Origin of the sequence: Pseudomonas sp. Au-Pse12 (assembly GCF_021341665.1) — a bacterium.
GTDB lineage: Bacteria > Pseudomonadota > Gammaproteobacteria > Pseudomonadales > Pseudomonadaceae > Aquipseudomonas.
Genome location: NZ_JAJTTH010000010.1, coordinates 63,891 through 78,921, shown reverse-complemented (window position 1 = coordinate 78,921; position 15,031 = coordinate 63,891). Strand labels below are relative to the sequence as shown.

General features: G+C 67.2%; 11 protein-coding genes. 3 read left to right on the top strand and 8 right to left on the bottom strand.

All coding sequences use genetic code 11. The features are described 5' to 3' along the window. Positions 1-98 precede the first annotated feature (98 nt). Both LXM55_RS25175 and LXM55_RS25170 read left to right on the top strand, forming a co-directional pair. The gene (locus tag LXM55_RS25175; RefSeq protein WP_233322861.1) at positions 99-1,274 is read left to right on the top strand and encodes an SRPBCC family protein; all 1,176 of its coding nucleotides are present in this window, start codon (positions 99-101) and stop codon (positions 1,272-1,274) included. Between the two features lie 25 nt (positions 1,275-1,299). Then, positions 1,300-2,403: an SMP-30/gluconolactonase/LRE family protein gene (locus LXM55_RS25170; protein ID WP_233322860.1), complete on the top strand. Its 1,104-nt coding sequence runs from the start codon at positions 1,300-1,302 to the stop codon at positions 2,401-2,403. 147 nt (positions 2,404-2,550) lie between these two features. On the opposite strand, the gene LXM55_RS25165 is transcribed toward LXM55_RS25170, so the two are convergent. The 3 genes from LXM55_RS25165 to LXM55_RS25155 form a co-directional block, all read right to left on the bottom strand. Next, positions 2,551-2,784 (bottom strand): DUF465 domain-containing protein, encoded by a 234-nt coding sequence (locus LXM55_RS25165; protein ID WP_233322859.1) that lies wholly within the window; start codon positions 2,782-2,784, stop codon positions 2,551-2,553. Positions 2,785-2,919: 135 nt separating this feature from the next. Further along, a complete protein-coding gene (locus LXM55_RS25160) occupies positions 2,920-5,586 on the bottom strand; it encodes an ATP-binding cassette domain-containing protein (protein ID WP_233322858.1) in 2,667 nt (888 codons plus the stop codon). Positions 5,587-6,167: 581 nt separating this feature from the next. After that, positions 6,168-8,282, bottom strand: a complete 2,115-nt coding sequence (locus LXM55_RS25155) for a hybrid sensor histidine kinase/response regulator (RefSeq protein WP_233322857.1) — start codon at positions 8,280-8,282, stop codon at positions 6,168-6,170. 30 nt (positions 8,283-8,312) lie between these two features. Between LXM55_RS25155 and LXM55_RS25150 the strand changes: the two genes are divergently transcribed. Continuing rightward, positions 8,313-8,456, top strand: a complete 144-nt coding sequence (locus LXM55_RS25150; RefSeq protein ID WP_233322856.1) for a hypothetical protein — start codon at positions 8,313-8,315, stop codon at positions 8,454-8,456. 85 nt (positions 8,457-8,541) lie between these two features. On the opposite strand, the gene LXM55_RS25145 is transcribed toward LXM55_RS25150, so the two are convergent. The 5 genes from LXM55_RS25145 to LXM55_RS25125 all read right to left on the bottom strand — a co-directional run bounded on the left by LXM55_RS25145 (position 8,542) and on the right by LXM55_RS25125 (position 15,024). Next, complete coding sequence (locus tag LXM55_RS25145; protein WP_233322855.1) at positions 8,542-9,201, bottom strand: DUF799 domain-containing protein; 660 nt, start codon at positions 9,199-9,201, stop codon at positions 8,542-8,544. After that, the gene (locus tag LXM55_RS25140) at positions 9,198-9,569 is read right to left on the bottom strand and encodes a DUF4810 domain-containing protein (protein WP_233322854.1); all 372 of its coding nucleotides are present in this window, start codon (positions 9,567-9,569) and stop codon (positions 9,198-9,200) included. The genes LXM55_RS25145 and LXM55_RS25140 overlap by 4 nt, the downstream gene beginning before the upstream one ends. Positions 9,570-9,597: 28 nt before the next feature. Beyond that, a complete protein-coding gene (locus LXM55_RS25135) occupies positions 9,598-10,257 on the bottom strand; it encodes a CsgG/HfaB family protein (protein ID WP_233323005.1) in 660 nt (219 codons plus the stop codon). Between the two features lie 277 nt (positions 10,258-10,534). Further along, positions 10,535-13,612, bottom strand: a complete 3,078-nt coding sequence (locus LXM55_RS25130) for an error-prone DNA polymerase (RefSeq protein WP_233322853.1) — start codon at positions 13,610-13,612, stop codon at positions 10,535-10,537. Then, complete coding sequence (locus LXM55_RS25125; protein ID WP_233322852.1) at positions 13,609-15,024, bottom strand: Y-family DNA polymerase; 1,416 nt, start codon at positions 15,022-15,024, stop codon at positions 13,609-13,611. The genes LXM55_RS25130 and LXM55_RS25125 overlap by 4 nt, the downstream gene beginning before the upstream one ends. Positions 15,025-15,031 lie beyond the last annotated feature (7 nt).

Sequence of the window (15,031 nt, the reverse complement as noted above, 5' to 3'; positions counted from 1 at the left end):
TGCCTCATGAGTTTTTGCCCATAGCCCCCTGCCCATTGGCTGGATAAAGGGACGACGGCTACGCTGCAGCCGACAAAAACAACAACAGGAACAGCGTCGTGCGAGACACCATCGAACACTTTCGCGAGCACTACCGAGCCGCGGTCAATCCGCGTTACAACCCCTGGCTGCACGGCGGTTTTGTCCTGGCCTATGGCTTGCTGTGCATCGCCCTGCTGTGCAGCACCCTGCGCCAGGTGCAGCCTCTGGAATGGCTGGCGGTGCCGCTGGCGCTGCTGTTCTTCAACCTGTGCATCTACGTGGTGCACCGCTGGCTGGGGCATCACAAGCGCCGCTTCGCGCGGCTGTTCTATGCCCGCCATACCGGCGACCACCACAGTTTCTTCGCCCCCGGGCTGATGGCCTACGAAGGCTACCGGGACTGGCGGGTGATCCTGTTTCCGGCCTGGCTGATCGTGGTTCACAGCCTGCTCTTCGCCCTGCCGCTGTGGGCGTTGCTGCGCCTGTGGAACGGCAACGTGGCGGCGCTGTTCGCCAGTTGCACCCTGATCGGCTACCTGGCCTATGAAGCCTTCCATGCCTGCGAGCACTTGCCCGCCGACCACCCCCTGGCGCGCTTGCCCTGGGTGCGGCAGATGCGCCGCCTGCACGAGCTGCATCACCGCCGCGAGCTGATGCAGGAGCGCAATTTCAACATTGTCCTGCCGCTGATGGACTGGCTGTTCGGCACCTTGTACTGGCAACCCGAAGAATCATCGCTCGCGGCGGCCGCCTTCGACCCGACCAGGTCCATGACCCGCATGCAGCATCAGGTCGATATCCCTCGCAGCGCCGCGGCCACCCTGGCCTATGCCGCCAGTCCACGCTGCTGGCCGCAATGGCATCCGTCCTCGTTGCAGGTGCTGGGCGACGATGGGCCGCTGTTCGCCGGGCAGGGTTTCGAGGAAGACATCCATGCCGGCGGGCGCAGCGGTCACCTGCGCTGGCGGGTCGAGGAGTACCTGCCGGGGCATCGCTGGCGCGCCAGCGCCCGGGGCGAGCATGGCCTGCACTTGCAGCTGAGCTATGAGTGCCAGCCGCTCGGGGCCGCGCGCACGCGCTTTGTGCGGACCCTGGAATATCGCTTTGACAACCGCCTGATGCGCCTGGGCAATCAGCTGCTATTCAAGCGACGGATAGAACGGGAATCTGCCGCGTCCTTGCTGGCATTGTGCAAAATGGCCCAGCAAGCCATCCCGCTGCACGCCGCCGATGCGGCCCCCCGTTCGTCCTGAAGCCGACCCTGACAGGAGTCATTGCATGAATCAGATTGCCCCTCGACGTTTCAGCGCCACGCGGATTGTCCTGCTGGTGCTGCTGGCCATCCTGGCCTTCCTGCTGCTGATGCCGACCCGGGTCCAGCCGGTGGCCTGGCACCCGGCGCCGGCACCGTCCCTGAGCCAGGGCGCGTTCGCCGAGAACCAGAAACTCAAGGCGCTGCAACCGGTGGGTGCCCGGGATATCGACGGCCCCGAAGCCCTGATCCTGGAACAGGACCAACTGATCAGCGGCCTGCATGACGGCCGGGTGATCCAGACCCGCCTCGACGGCAGCAGCCTCAAGGTGCTGGTCAATACCGGCGGCCGGCCCCTGGGGCTGGCCCGGCACCCGGACGGGCGCCTGATCATCGCCGACGCCATCAAGGGCCTGCTGGCCCTGGACAGCCAGGGCCAGTTGCAGACCCTGAGCACCGCGGCCAATGGCCTGGCATTCGGTTTTACCGACGATGTGGCGGTGGACGCCGCCGGCCACTACGCCTACTTCAGCGACGCCAGCAGCCGCTGGGGCTACGGCCATGACGGCGAAGCGGTGATCGAGCACGGCGCCGATGGCCGCCTGCTGCGCTACGACTTCCAGAGCGGCAAGACCGAGGTCCTGCTGGAGCGCCTGGAGTTCGCCAACGGCATTGCCCTGGGGCCGGACGAGGCCTATGTGCTGGTCAATGAAACCGGCGCCTACCGCATCAGCCGCTACTGGCTCAAGGGCGACAAGGCCGGCAGCCATGACCTGTTCATCGACAATCTGCCGGGGCTGCCGGACAACTTGAGCTTCAATGGCGCCGAGCGTTTCTGGGTGGCCCTGTATGCGCCGCGCAACCCGTTGCTCGACGGCACGGCGCCCTACCCCTTGGTCCGCAAGATGCTGGTGCGGGCGATGACGGTATTGCCCAAGCCGGTGGAGAAGCGCGGTTTTGTGCTGGGCCTGGATACCCAGGGCCGGGTGATCGCCAACCTGCAGGACGCCAGCAGCGGCAACTACTCGCCGATTACCACGGTGCGCGAATATGGCGATGCCTTGTACCTGGGGTCGCTGACGGCCAGGCACATGGCGCGGCTGTCGCTGAAGGAGGCGCTGGCGCCTTGAGGATGGGGTTACTGGCGGGGGTTAGGGCGGCTGCGCCGCCCAGCGGGAGCAAGCTCCCTCGCCACAGCAAGCTCAGTCGCCACAACCCGCTTCCTTGGCACAGCGAACTGTCCTGGCTACGGCGAGGGGCCGTTGTCACAGGGGAGGTCAGGAGCGGGCGGTGAGCTTCTCGGAGATTTCATCCTTGATCAGCAGGCGCTTTTCCTTGAGTTTCTTCAACTCGTCGTCTGCGGCGGCGGCAGCTTCGGCCTTGAGCACCTGGTCGTCGACGAGGCTGTATTTGTCGAACAGCGCATTCAGGTGCGGGTCACTGGCCCGGCGCTGTTGAATGTCTTCTTTACTGCAGCTCAGGTCCTGGTAAAGGTCGTGGGTCACCGGCATGGAACACCTCCGTGGTTGATGGCAGCAAGGACGCGGTTACGCCCCTGCCGATGCTCAGAATGGCCTTCGCCCCCCGGGTCTGTCGACCGCCAATCAGACCAGCGGTAACCGTTCGTCGCCCGCCCCTGCCCTGGATCAATTTCCGCTCAGGGCCTGGGCCAGAAACGCGGCGGTACGGCTGTTGCGCTGCCGGGCCACGTGCTCCGGCGTGCCACAGGCCACCAGGGTGCCGCCCTGGTCGCCCGCGCCCGGGCCGATGTCCATGACCCAGTCGGCCTGGGCCACCACGCGCATGTCATGCTCGACCACCACCACGCTGTGCCCCGCCGCCACCAGCCTGTCCAACTGTTCCAGCAAGCGTTCGACATCCCGTGGATGCAGGCCGGTGGTGGGCTCGTCCAGCACGTACAGGGTGGCGCCCCGGGCATTGCGTTGCAGCTCGGTGGCCAGCTTGATGCGCTGCGCTTCGCCGCCGGACAGCTCGGTGGCCGGCTGGCCCAGGCGCAGGTAATCCAGGCCGATGTCATGCAGCACTTGCAGGGCGCGGCGGATGCCCGCGTGCTCGGCGAACACCGGCAAGGCCTGCTCGACACTCAATTGCAGCACCTGGGCGATGTTCAGGCCCTGCCAGGTCACGGCCAGGGTCAGGGGGTTGTAGCGCGCGCCATGGCAGGTCGGGCACGGGGCGAACACGCTGGGCATGAACAGCAGCTCGACACTGACAAACCCCTCGCCCTCGCAGGCCGGGCAACGGCCCTTGGCCACGTTGAAGGAAAACTGCCCGGCATCGAAGCCAAGCTCCCGGGCCTGGGGGGTGGCGGCGAACAGCTTGCGCACCTGATCGAACAGCCCGGTGTAGGTCGCCAGGTTGGAACGCGGGGTGCGACCGATGGGTTTCTGGTCCACCTGCACCAGGCGCTTGATCTGCTCCATGCCGGCCACGACCCGACCGCCACTGCTCTGCGGCGCGTCGTCTTCCAGGTCCAACTCCACGGCTTCGTCACGGCCCGCCGCCTGGCCCAGGTGCGCGCCCACCAGCTCCAGCAGGGCCTGGCTCACCAGGCTCGACTTGCCAGAGCCGGAAACCCCGGTCACCGCAGTGAAGCAGCCCAGGGGAAACGCGGCGTCCAGGTCCTTGAGGTTGTTGCGGCGGATGCCGGCCAGGCGCAGCCAGCCCTGGGGCGAACGCGGGGTACGCCGGGCCGGGGGCTGGTCGGGGAACAGGTAGGCCCGGGTCTGCGACTGCGGCACCCCGGCCAACCCCGCTGGCGGCCCGCTGTACAGCACCTGGCCACCGCGCTCCCCGGCGGCCGGGCCGACGTCCACCAGCCAGTCGGCGCGGCGCATGGTCTGCACATCGTGCTCCACCACAAACAGTGAATTACCGGCGGCCTTGAGCCGCTGCAAGGCGTCGAACAGGGCCTCGGCATCCGCCGGGTGCAGGCCCGCCGAGGGTTCGTCCAGCACGTAGATCACCCCGAACAGCTGCGAGCCCAGCTGGGTCGCCAGGCGCAGGCGTTGCAACTCGCCGCTGGACAGGCTCGGCGTGCTGCGCTCCAGGGCCAGGTAGCCCAGCCCCAGATCGGTCAGGGTGCCGACCCGTTCCAGCAGGTCCTGGGCGATGCGCTGCGCGGCCAGGCGTTTTTCCAGGGACAGGTTCGGTGTGTGCCGCACATCCGGCGCGCCGCGATGCTCCGGGGCGCCCTGGGCATGCCGCTGCTGGCGTGCGGCGCGGGTCTGCGCATGGCTCAGCACCGGGGCATCGACGGCCGCCTGTTCCAGGTAAGCCGCGGCGGCCACCGGCCGCAGCACCTCGGCCAGTTGCAGCAACGGCAAGCGCGCCAGCTCGCCGATATCCAGCCCGGCAAAGGTCACCGCCAGGGCCTCGCGCTTGAGCCGCTTGCCCTCGCACAGTGGGCACAGGCTGCCACGCATGAACTGCGACACGCGCTTTTTCATCAGCGCGCTCTGGGTGTGGGTGAAGGTGTGCAGCACATAGCGCCGGGCGCCGCTGAAGGTGCCCATGTAGCTGGGCTCCTGCTTGCGCTTGAGGGCCTCGCGGGTCTGTTCCGGGGTCAGCCCGGCGTACACCGGCACCGTGGGGGTTTCCTCGGTGAAGAGAATCCAGTCGCGCTGTTTTTTCGGCAACTGGCGCCAGGGGATGTCGACGTCGTAGCCCAGGGTCACCAGGATGTCGCGCAGGTTCTGCCCCTGCCAGGCCAGGGGCCAGGCGGCCACGGCGCGTTGGCGGATGCTCAGCGAAGGGTCGGGCACCATGCTCGCTTCATCGACCTCATACACCCGGCCCAGGCCGTGGCACTGCGGGCAGGCGCCCTGGGGCGTGTTCGGTGAAAAGTCCTCGGCATACAGCATCGGCTGCCCCGGCGGGTAGCTGCCGGCCCGGGAATAGAGCATGCGCACCAGGCTCGACAAGGTGGTCACGCTGCCCACCGACGAACGTGTGCTGGGGGTGCCACGCTGCTGTTGCAGGGCCACTGCCGGTGGCAGGCCGTCGATGCGGTCGACATCCGGCACCCCGACCTGATCGATCAGGCGCCGGGCATAGGGCGCCACCGATTCGAAATAGCGCCGCTGGGCCTCGGCATACAGGGTGGAGAACGCCAGGGACGACTTGCCCGAGCCCGACACCCCGCTGAACACCACCAGCGCATCGCGCGGGATGTCCACGTCGACATTCTTCAGGTTGTGCTCGCGGGCGCCACGCACCCGGACAAAACCGCTGGTTGGAAAGGACGAAGGGCTCGCCGGGGAAGCATCGGATGGGCTACGCGAAGAAGTCATGAACCAGCCTTATGTCGAGAACCGCGAACTGTCGAAGCGCGATCATCACACAAGGTCCGAGGGCCAAGGCAAGCCCCATGCAGGACACTGGAACGGGCGAACGGAACATGTGGCGAGGGCGCTTGCTCCCGTTCGCTCGGCCGGCGCTCCGGTGCGCAGCAAGCGCAGAGCCTGCTGGCGCGCTATGTCTGAAAACAATCACGGGCCGTAGACGGGGGCGCTGCGCACCCCAGCGGGAGCAAGCTCCCTCGCCACAAGACAAGGCCATGCACTTGAGCGGGCACGGCAAGCCCGCTTGCAGGATCGACGCGCTTATCAGAGGGTTCTGCTCCTCACTGGCGGCCACCTGTTCGCCGGCCGCCGGTGGAGATCACGGCGGAGCATCCAGAAAGAGGTTGAGAGAAAAACCGCGCAAGACGACGTGGGTTGTTGTGGGATCAGGCGGTCGATGCCCCTGTCATTGGTCAGCAGGAAAATCGTAAATGTTCATTCAATTTCATGCAGCGTAGAAGTGTGACGCCCGTTTGACGTCAACCACGGGGGAGTTTCATGCGCGGCGTCACACGGGGGTTGCAGCTCGCTCAAGCCCCCAGCACCGAACGCACCATGGCGCTCAGGTCCGCGGGCCCGTAGGGCTTGCTCAGCAAGTGGGTGTCGGGGTTGAGCTGGTGGTTGCGCGAGATCATGTCGCGGGTATGCCCCGAGGTGAACAGCACCGCGATCGGCGGCGCCTGGGTCTTGGCCCAGGTGGCAAGGTCGGTGCTCTTGATCAGCCCGGGCATGACCACGTCGGTGAAGATCAGGTCGACCTTGAGCCCCTCCAGCAGCAGTTGCATGGCGGCATCACCACTGGCGGCGGTGCGCACCCGGTAACCCTCGTGTTCGAGCATTTCCACTGCGGCGCTGCGCACCTCGGCGTTGTCCTCCACCACCAGGATGCATGCCTCGCCAGTACCCGCGCGCGGGCCCTGGGCCGGGGCCGCTGCGGGCGGCTGCGGCGCAACGCTGCGGGCGAAGTACATCTGCACCCGGGTGCCCTGCCCCGGGCTGCTGAGAATCTCGATATGGCCGCCACTCTGCTTGACGAAACCGAACACCATGCTCAACCCCAGGCCGGTGCCATGGCCGTCGACCTTGGTGGTGAAAAACGGTTCGAAAGCCTGCTTGAGCACGTCGGCGGACATGCCCGGGCCGTTGTCGGCCACGCTCAGGCACAGGTATTGCCCGGCGCCGATGCCCTTGCCGGCGCAGAAGCGCGGGTCCAGCACCTGGTTCTCGGCACTGATGAGAATCCGCCCCTCGCCGCCCAGGGCATCCCGGGCATTGATCGCCAGGTTGAGCACGGCGTTTTCCAACTGGTTGCGATCCACATGGATGCACCAGGGGTCGGCGGGCAATTGCACCTCGAGGTGAATGGTTTCCCCCAGGGCCCGTTGCAGCAATTCGCCCAGCCCCTCGTGCAGGTGCCGTGGGTGGTAGTTGGCCGGTGACAGCGGCTGGCGCCGGGCAAAGGCCAGCAACTGGTTCGAGAGCTTGGCCCCGCGCTCGACGGCCGCCAGGGCCGCGGCGCTGCGCCGCTGCACATTGGCGTTGTCCGCTTCGTGGCGGGCCAGCAGGTGCAGGTTGCCGGCGATCACCTGCAACAGGTTGTTGAAGTCGTGGGCCACGCCCCCGGTCAGGCCGCCAATGGCCTCCAACTTCTGCACCTGGCGCAATTGCTCCTCGGCGCTGAGCCGCGCATTGACCTCCTCCAGCACCCGCTGCTCCAGGTTGCGGGTCAGCTGGCGCAGGGCCTCCTCGGCGATCTTGCGTTCCTGGATATCGATCAGCACCCCGGGAAAACGCAACGCCTGGCCGCTGTCATCGAATTCGCAGCGGCCGCTGGCCAGCACCCAGGTGTAGCTGCCGTCCTCCCGGCGCACCCGGTATTCAGCATTGTAGGGCCCGCCCTGGGTCACGCTGTAGTGAGTCAGCTCCTTGATCCGCGACACGTCGTCGGGGTGGATGCGACTCTCGGTGATGTCGATCGGCAGGTTGTCCAGGGGCTGGTCTGGCGGGTAGCAGAAGGTCCGGGCAAAACGCTCGTCGCTGGACAGCACGTTGGCCTGGACGTCCCAGACGAAAGAGCCCAGCAGCGCCCCGGCGTTCAGTGCCAGCTGGACCCGCTCGTTCTCCGCCCGGTAGGCGGCCTCGGCGGCTTGCCGGCGGCGCTCGGAAATCACATGGGCGGTGGTTTCCACGACAATCGCGATGACCCCGGCCGGGGCCTGGTCGTCCCCCGCCACCGGGCTGTAGTAGAGGTCCATCCAGACATCTTCCGGCACCCCGTTGCGCAGCAGCACCAGCTCCTTGCTGCGATAGGACAAGGTGCCGCCACTGAGGCAGGTGTTCATCACCCCGCGATTGAACTCGGCGACCTCCGGCCAGCCCAGCTCCACCGCGCACCCCAGCAGATAGGGATGGCGGCCCCCGGCGAACTCGGCATAGGCATCGTTGTAGATCATGTAGCCCAGGGGGCCCCAGAGCATCACCATCGGCATGGGCGAGCCGAGCATCAACTGCACCGTGCTGCGCAGGCTGTGGCTCCAGTGCTGCAACGGCCCGAGGCTGGTACCGCTCCAGTCGAAGGCACGGATGCGCTCGGCCATCTCGCCCTTCCACCCCTGGCACCCGTGATGATCTGATAAAAACGGCATGAACGGACTCTACGCAACACGTGGCACAGCATGGATTTTCAAGAGGCGGCGAAGCAGCCTCCAGAGCCTTTGAGCACCGCGCACGCGGATGGTTTCACCGGGCTTTGGAGCGCCGCTATCGTGGCGCGCGCGTTGGCCGGGCACGCCATCGGCGCGACTGAAAAGACAGAATAGGCGATGGCAGGACGTCCAGGCGGGCGCCGATGCGCGGCGCCTGGAAAAGAGCGGATTGCCCGCTCCCTGATCCTCTGTCGGGCCCTTAGTCGGTGCCGTATTTCGGCGAACGCGGACCGTACAGCAGGCCGGTGCGTTGCCCGGCCGACAGCAGGCGCTGGCTGGTGATGCCGGCGATCGGGTGCCCGGCGTCGGTGCTGGTGTTGATGATCTGCTTCACCGCGGCGGTGATCAGCATGCCCACCAGGCCACCGTTGTTGCCGTTGTTGCCCTCCTCGCTGGAAGCCCGGGCGCTGCCGGTCCAGAGGGTGGTGCCGGTCTTGAGGTCGACCAGGGTGGCGCTGGCGGTGACCACCGTCTCACTGCTGATCAGCATGTAGCTGGTGCCGTATTCCTTGACCGTGATGTACAGCCCGGCGTCGGCGCCGAAGATCTCGTTGAGCTTGGCCGGCGACAGGCCATGGATGTCCGCCGGGTTGGTCAGGCCGTTGTGGCGGAAGGTTTCATCCACCACGGCAATCGGCATCACGTAGTAACCGGCTTCGGCCAGCGGAAAGGTCACCTGGGACAGCATGCTGTAGGTGGCCTTGACGTCCGGCGACTCATTGAGCGGCGGCAGCACCAGGATCGACTTCGGCCGGGCCTGCTTGTAGGCCGAGTAGTCCACGGTCTTGGGCGCGGCGCAGCCCACCAGCAGGCTGACGGTCAACAGGCCCAGGAGGTTGCGCAAGGTGGTGAAGTTCATTTTGCGGCTCCCTGCTTGGCGTTCTTCAACAGAAAGTCCATGTACGAGGCGGACTCGGGGAACAGCGCCTTCTCGGTATTGAACTGCTGCACCATCTGGTCATCCTTGCCCAGGCCCGCGTAGAGCATACCCAGGTGCGCGTGGTAACCCGGCGGCACGGCCTTGCCGGTGGACTTGATCTTCTGCAGGTCGCGCTCCAGCGCCTCGACCTGGGCTTCGCGGGCTTCCTCGCCCTTGAAGTATTCGTAGGTCTGGGTCTGGTAGGTTTCCCACTGGTACAGCGTCTTCGGCCCGCTGCAACCGGCCAGCATTACGCAGCCCAGCAAGGCGCCGGCCAGCAGTGGCCGCGCGGTGAGGGTCTTGAACATGCTTACGTCTCCTTGTTAGCAGTGTTGATCAGCGGCCGGGTTTCCAGGCCCCGGTATCGATGGCTTCGACCATGCGGTTGACCGCCTCGCGCATGGCCAGGTCCAGCACCTTGCCGTTGAGGGTCGAGTCGTAGGAAGCGGTGCCGCCGAAGCCGATCACTTCACGGTTGGACAAGGCGTACTCGCCGGCGCCCTGGGTCGAATAGACCACTTCGGAGGTGCTGATATTGACGATGTTCAACGCCACCTTGGCGTAGGCCACCTGGGTCTTGCCGCGGCCGAGAATGCCGAACAGCTGATGGTCGCCGGTTTCCTTGCGGCCGAACTCGGTGACGTCGCCGGTGACCACGAAATCCGCGCCCTTGAGCTTCTGCGCCTGGCCCTTGATCGCCGCTTCCTGCTGGATTTCGCCCATGTTGTCGCGGTCCAGCACGTTGAACCGGTTGGTCTGCTGCAAGTGGGTTATGAGGATGGTCTTGGCCTGGCCGCCGAGGCGGTCGACGCCGTCGGAGAAAATCCCGCGCATGTAGCTGGAGCGGTTATCGAACTTGCCCACGGCCATGGGCACCCGGGCCCCGGTCCACACCTGGCTGGCGCTCTGGACCTTTTCCACCGGCAAGGCGCGCGAGCTTTCAGTGGCGCAACCGCTCATGCCCGTCAGCACGGCCAGTGCTGCGCCGGACAACATCAACTTCGAGATCACTCTCACTCTAGGTTCCTTTTTGAGTATCCATTTAGATGCACCGTCTAGATGCATTTTCGCCCTGCCATACGCCCCCGGCCCCGGTCGGTGCGGGCTCGGAAAGCGTCGGCGGGGTGTTCTGAAACTTGATGCAGGGGGCATCATCGGCGGCGATTATGCCAAAGCGCCATCAGACCGAAAAGGAATAAAAACCCTTGGCGCCAGTTCATTGACTGCCTGATTCCCCGGCCCACCCAAGCACTTCGGGCAAGTGCCTGATCCCTCAGCGAAAATCCCGGCTGCGCACGCTGATGCCAGCCAGCAACGGGCTCAGATCCGTCAGGCGCCCGGCAATCAGGTGGCGCACTTCGCCCTCGGTCTCCAGGGTGCCGTCGACCTTGAGCAACTGCGACCCCACCAGCACCCGGCGCTGGCGCTCGGCCAGATCGCGCCAGACCACCACGTTGACGTTGCCGAACTCGTCTTCCAGGGTGACGAAGGTCACCCCGCTGGCGGTGCCCGGGCGCTGGCGCCCGGTGACCAGCCCGGCCACGCTCACCGAACGCCCGTGCTCCACCGCCAGCAGGTCGCGCGAGCTGCGGCAGCGCCGGGCCTTGAGCTGCGCCCGCAGCAGCGCCAAAGGATGGGGCCCCAGGGTGGTGCCAAGGCTGTGGTAATCGGCCTGCAGGTCTTCGCCGACACTCGGCCGAGGCAGGTTCACCGGGGCTTCCTCCTGGCGTGGCAGATCGGCGAACAGCCCCAGTTGCTTTTCCACCCCGGCCACTTCCCAGCGCGCCCGGTAGCGATCCCCGGCCAGGCCGCGCAAGGCCCCGGCATCCGCCAGCAGCTCCTGGGCCCGGACATCCAGCCGCGCCCGCTCGGCCAGGTCGGCAATGTCGACAAAGGCCCGCTGCCGGCGTGCGCTTTCGATGCGCAGGCCGTCCTCCTGGCGAAAGCCCTTGATCATGCGCAGCCCCAGGCGCAGGGCCGGCTGGCCAGCCCCGGCGATGACTTCCAGGCTGCAATCCCAGTCACTGGCGCCCACGTCCACCGGGCGGATCTGCAAACCGTGGCGCCGGGCGTCCTGGAGGATCTGGTCCGGGCTGTAGAAGCCCATGGGCCAGCTGTTGATCAGGGCACAGGCGAAGGCCGCCGGCTCATGGCATTTGAGCCAGCAACTGGCGTAGGTCAGCAAGGCGAAGCTCGCGGCGTGGGATTCGGGAAAGCCATAGCTGCCAAAGCCCTTGATCTGCTCGAAGATCTGCGCGGCGAATTCGTCGCTGTAGCCGTTCTTGCGCATGCCCTGGCGCAGCCGTTCGCGGTGCGGCTCCAGGCCGCCGTGGCGCTTCCAGGCCGCCATGGAGCGGCGCAACTGGTCGGCCTCGCCCGGGGTGTAGTCGGCGGCGACAATCGCGATCTGCATCACTTGTTCCTGAAACAAGGGCACCCCCAGGGTGCGCTTGAGTACGCCCTTCAGCTCCGGAGACGGATAGGTTTCCGGTTCCTGGCGATTGCGCCGGCGCAGGTAGGGATGGACCATGCCGCCCTGGATCGGCCCAGGCCGCACGATCGCCACCTCGATCACCAGGTCGTAGAAATTCTGCGGCTTGAGCCGGGGCAGCATCGACATCTGCGCCCGCGACTCGATCTGGAACACGCCAATGGTGTCGGCGCGGCCGATCATCTGGTAAGTGGCCGGGTCTTCGGACGGAATGCTGGTGAGGCTGTAGCGCTGGCCGCGGTAACCATGGATCAGGTCGAAACAGCGGCGGATGGCGCTGAGCATGCCCAGGGCGAGGATGTCCACCTTGAGCAGGCCGACCATATCCAGGTCGTCCTTGTCCCACTGGATCACCGTGCGCTCGGCCATGCTCGCGTTCTCCACCGGCACCAGATGGTCCAGGGGCTGCTCGGAAATCACGAAGCCGCCGGGGTGCTGGGACAGGTGCCGGGGAAAGCCGATCAACTGCCCGGTCAGGCTCAGGACCCGGCGCAGCACCGGGCTCTCGGGGTCGAAGCCGGCCTCCTGCAGACGCTCGACGCTGGGCGGGGTGTCGCTCCAGTGGCCGCAGCAGTCGGCCAGGGCGTTGACCTGATCCGGCGGCAGGCCCAGGGCCTTGGCCACATCGCGCACCGCCCCGGCGCCGTGGTAGGTGCTGACCACCGCGGTCAGCGCCGCGCGGTGCCGGCCGTAACGCTGGAACACGTACTGCAGCACCTCTTCGCGGCGCTCGTGTTCGAAGTCGACGTCGATGTCCGGCGGCTCGTTGCGTTCCCGCGACAAAAAGCGCTCGAACAGCAGGGTCGAGCGGTCCGGGTCGATCTCGGTGATACCGAGGGCGAAACACACCACCGAGTTGGCCGCCGAACCCCGGCCCTGGCAGAGAATGTGCTGGCGCCGGGCGAAATCGACGATGTCGTGCACGGTGAGAAAGTAGCTCTCGTAACCCAGGTCGCTGATCAACGCCAGCTCATGCTCGATCTGCTGCAGCACCTCGGCCCGGGCCCCGCCGGGCCAGCGACGCAGAATGCCGCGCTGGGTCAGCACCCGCAGCCAGGAGCTAGCGTCATGGCCGTCGGGCACCAGCTCCCGGGGGTATTGGTAGCGCAGTTGGCCGAGGTCGAAAGCGCAGCGCCCGGCGATGGCCAGCGACTCGTCGAGCAGGGCTGGCGGGTACAGGCCTTGCAGCACCTCGATGGGGCGCAGGTGACGCTCGCCGTTGGCGAACAGGCGCTGCCCGGCCTCGGCCACCGGCAGGTGATGACGGATCGCGGTCATGGTGTCCTGCAAGGCCCGGCGCCCGCGCACGTGCATGTGCACATCGCCACAGGCCACGGCCGGCAGCCCCAGTTGCCGGGCCAGGGCCAGCCGCTGTTGCAGGTGCCGGGCATCGTCCTGGCCGCAATGCAGCTCCAGCGCCAGCCACAGGCGTTCGGGAAACACCTGCTGCAACCAGCGGCCCTCGGCCTGCGGCTCGCCGGTGCCCGTCAGCCACAGGGCCAGCAACCCCGGCAAGGGTTCGGCGAAGTCCTCGCGCAGCAGGCGATAACAGCCCTTCTCGGCCCGGCGCCGGGCCCGGGTGATCAACCGGCACAGGCCCTGGTAACCCGCCAGGTCCTCCACCAGCAGCACCAGCCGCGGGCCGTCCTCGACCTGCATTTCACTGCCGACGATCAGCTTCAGGCCGCTGTCGCGGGAGGCCTGCCAGGCGCGGACGATTCCCGCCAGGGTGCATTCGTCGGTGATCGCCAAGGCCTGGTAGCCCAGGGCCGTGGCGCGCTGGAACAATTCGGCGGCACTGGAGGCGCCGCGCTGAAAACTGAAGTTGGACAGGCAGTGCAGCTCGGCGTAACCGTTCATGCGAACCAGCCTTGCAGGAGCAAGGGCCCGGGCTCGCCCACCTGGCGATAGGCCCAGCCCTGCTGACCGGCCGCGGTTTCGATCAGGTAGTAGTCGCGGCGCACGTCGGCGCCGTCCCACCAGCCGGACTCGATGCGTTCCGGGCCCATGAGTATCCGCACCGCCCCTTCGTTCAGGGCCTGGGGTTCAGTGAACAGCCAGCCGGGGCGGCGCAGCCCGGGGTTGGCCGGGCACGGTCGCGCGTCCGCCCGGGCCTGCCAACTGTGCTCCGGCCGGTGATCGGCGCGATGCCCCAGGCCCTGCACCGCGTCATCTCCCAGGCGTGCCCGCAGGCGCTCGCGCAACTGTTCCCAGGGCAGGTTCTGCTGCGGACGCGGGTCGAACAGTTCAGTGTGCTGGGGCACGAACAGCGGCAGGTCCTCGGCCACCAGCCGCAGGTTGCGCACCGGCGCCGGCACCTGGATCTGCTCCAGGCGCCCACGGGCCAGCTCAAACAGCATCGCCGGGTCGCGCTCGGCGCTGAGCAGCCCCACCGGGATCAGGGTGTCGGCGCCTTCGGCATGTTCCAGGTGCAGGGCGAAACGCTGCACCCCGCTGTCACGGCCACAGAGAAAGGCCGCCAGGTCGGCGGTCAGCCGGCGCAGGGGAAACAGCAGCGCCTGATGGGACAGCACATCGAAATTCAGCTCGATGCGCAGGTCAAAACGGTCCGGCGGCTGGTAGAAGGCCAGCCCCAGCGGGCGCTCGCCGAGCAGGGTATCCAGGTGCTTGAGCAAGGCGCCGTCGAAACGCCGGGCCAGGCTTTGCCGAGGCAAATCGCGCAGCTGTTCGAAGCTGCGCACGCCCATGCGCGACAGGGCCGTGGCGTTCTCCGCCGCCAGCCCCAGGCGCTCGATGGGCATCGGCCCCAGGGCCTGCTGCAGGGCCTGGGGATCGACCACCGCCAAGCCGTCATAGGCATTGGCCAGGACCCGTGCCGCCGCCGGGTTCGGCGCGGCGACGATCCGGTGGCGAAAGCCCAGGGCCTGCAACTCCCGGCGCAGGCGCGCCTCCAACTGCGGCCAGGGGCCGAACAACCCCAGGCTGGATTCGATCTCCAGCACCAGGGTGCGCGGGTAGGCCACGCTGACCTGGGAGCTGAAGCCATAGGCCCAGGCGGCGAGGAACTGCTGCCAGTGCTCGATCTGCCGGGGGTCGTATTCGGCGCTGGCAAAGGCCTTGGTCAGGGCCTGGGCGGCGGTCAGCGATTGCCCCGGGCGCAGGCCCAGCTCGCGGGCGGCGCCATTCACCGCCTGGATCACCCGGCGCTGCGGGGTGCCACTGAGCAGCGCCAGGGGCGCCTCGGGTTCGGCGCGCTGACGCAGCACCGCGTCCAGCGCCAATTGCGGGAACAGGATACACACCCAACGCATGCCAACC

What these genes read in the sequence shown, in the direction of transcription:
- LXM55_RS25170 (WP_233322860.1), top strand. Translation starts at nt 1,300, where the DNA reads ATGAATCAGATTGCCCCTCGACGTTTCAGCGCCACGCGGATTGTCCTG.
- LXM55_RS25165 (WP_233322859.1), bottom strand. Translation starts at nt 2,784, where the DNA reads ATGCCGGTGACCCACGACCTTTACCAGGACCTGAGCTGCAGTAAAGAA.
- LXM55_RS25160 (WP_233322858.1), bottom strand. Translation starts at nt 5,586, where the DNA reads ATGACTTCTTCGCGTAGCCCATCCGATGCTTCCCCGGCGAGCCCTTCG.
- LXM55_RS25155 (WP_233322857.1), bottom strand. Translation starts at nt 8,282, where the DNA reads ATGCCGTTTTTATCAGATCATCACGGGTGCCAGGGGTGGAAGGGCGAG.
- LXM55_RS25150 (WP_233322856.1), top strand. Translation starts at nt 8,313, where the DNA reads ATGGATTTTCAAGAGGCGGCGAAGCAGCCTCCAGAGCCTTTGAGCACC.
- LXM55_RS25145 (WP_233322855.1), bottom strand. Translation starts at nt 9,201, where the DNA reads ATGAACTTCACCACCTTGCGCAACCTCCTGGGCCTGTTGACCGTCAGC.
- LXM55_RS25140 (WP_233322854.1), bottom strand. Translation starts at nt 9,569, where the DNA reads ATGTTCAAGACCCTCACCGCGCGGCCACTGCTGGCCGGCGCCTTGCTG.
- LXM55_RS25135 (WP_233323005.1), bottom strand. Translation starts at nt 10,257, where the DNA reads ATGTTGTCCGGCGCAGCACTGGCCGTGCTGACGGGCATGAGCGGTTGC.
- LXM55_RS25130 (WP_233322853.1), bottom strand. Translation starts at nt 13,612, where the DNA reads ATGAACGGTTACGCCGAGCTGCACTGCCTGTCCAACTTCAGTTTTCAG.
- LXM55_RS25125 (WP_233322852.1), bottom strand. Translation starts at nt 15,024, where the DNA reads ATGCGTTGGGTGTGTATCCTGTTCCCGCAATTGGCGCTGGACGCGGTG.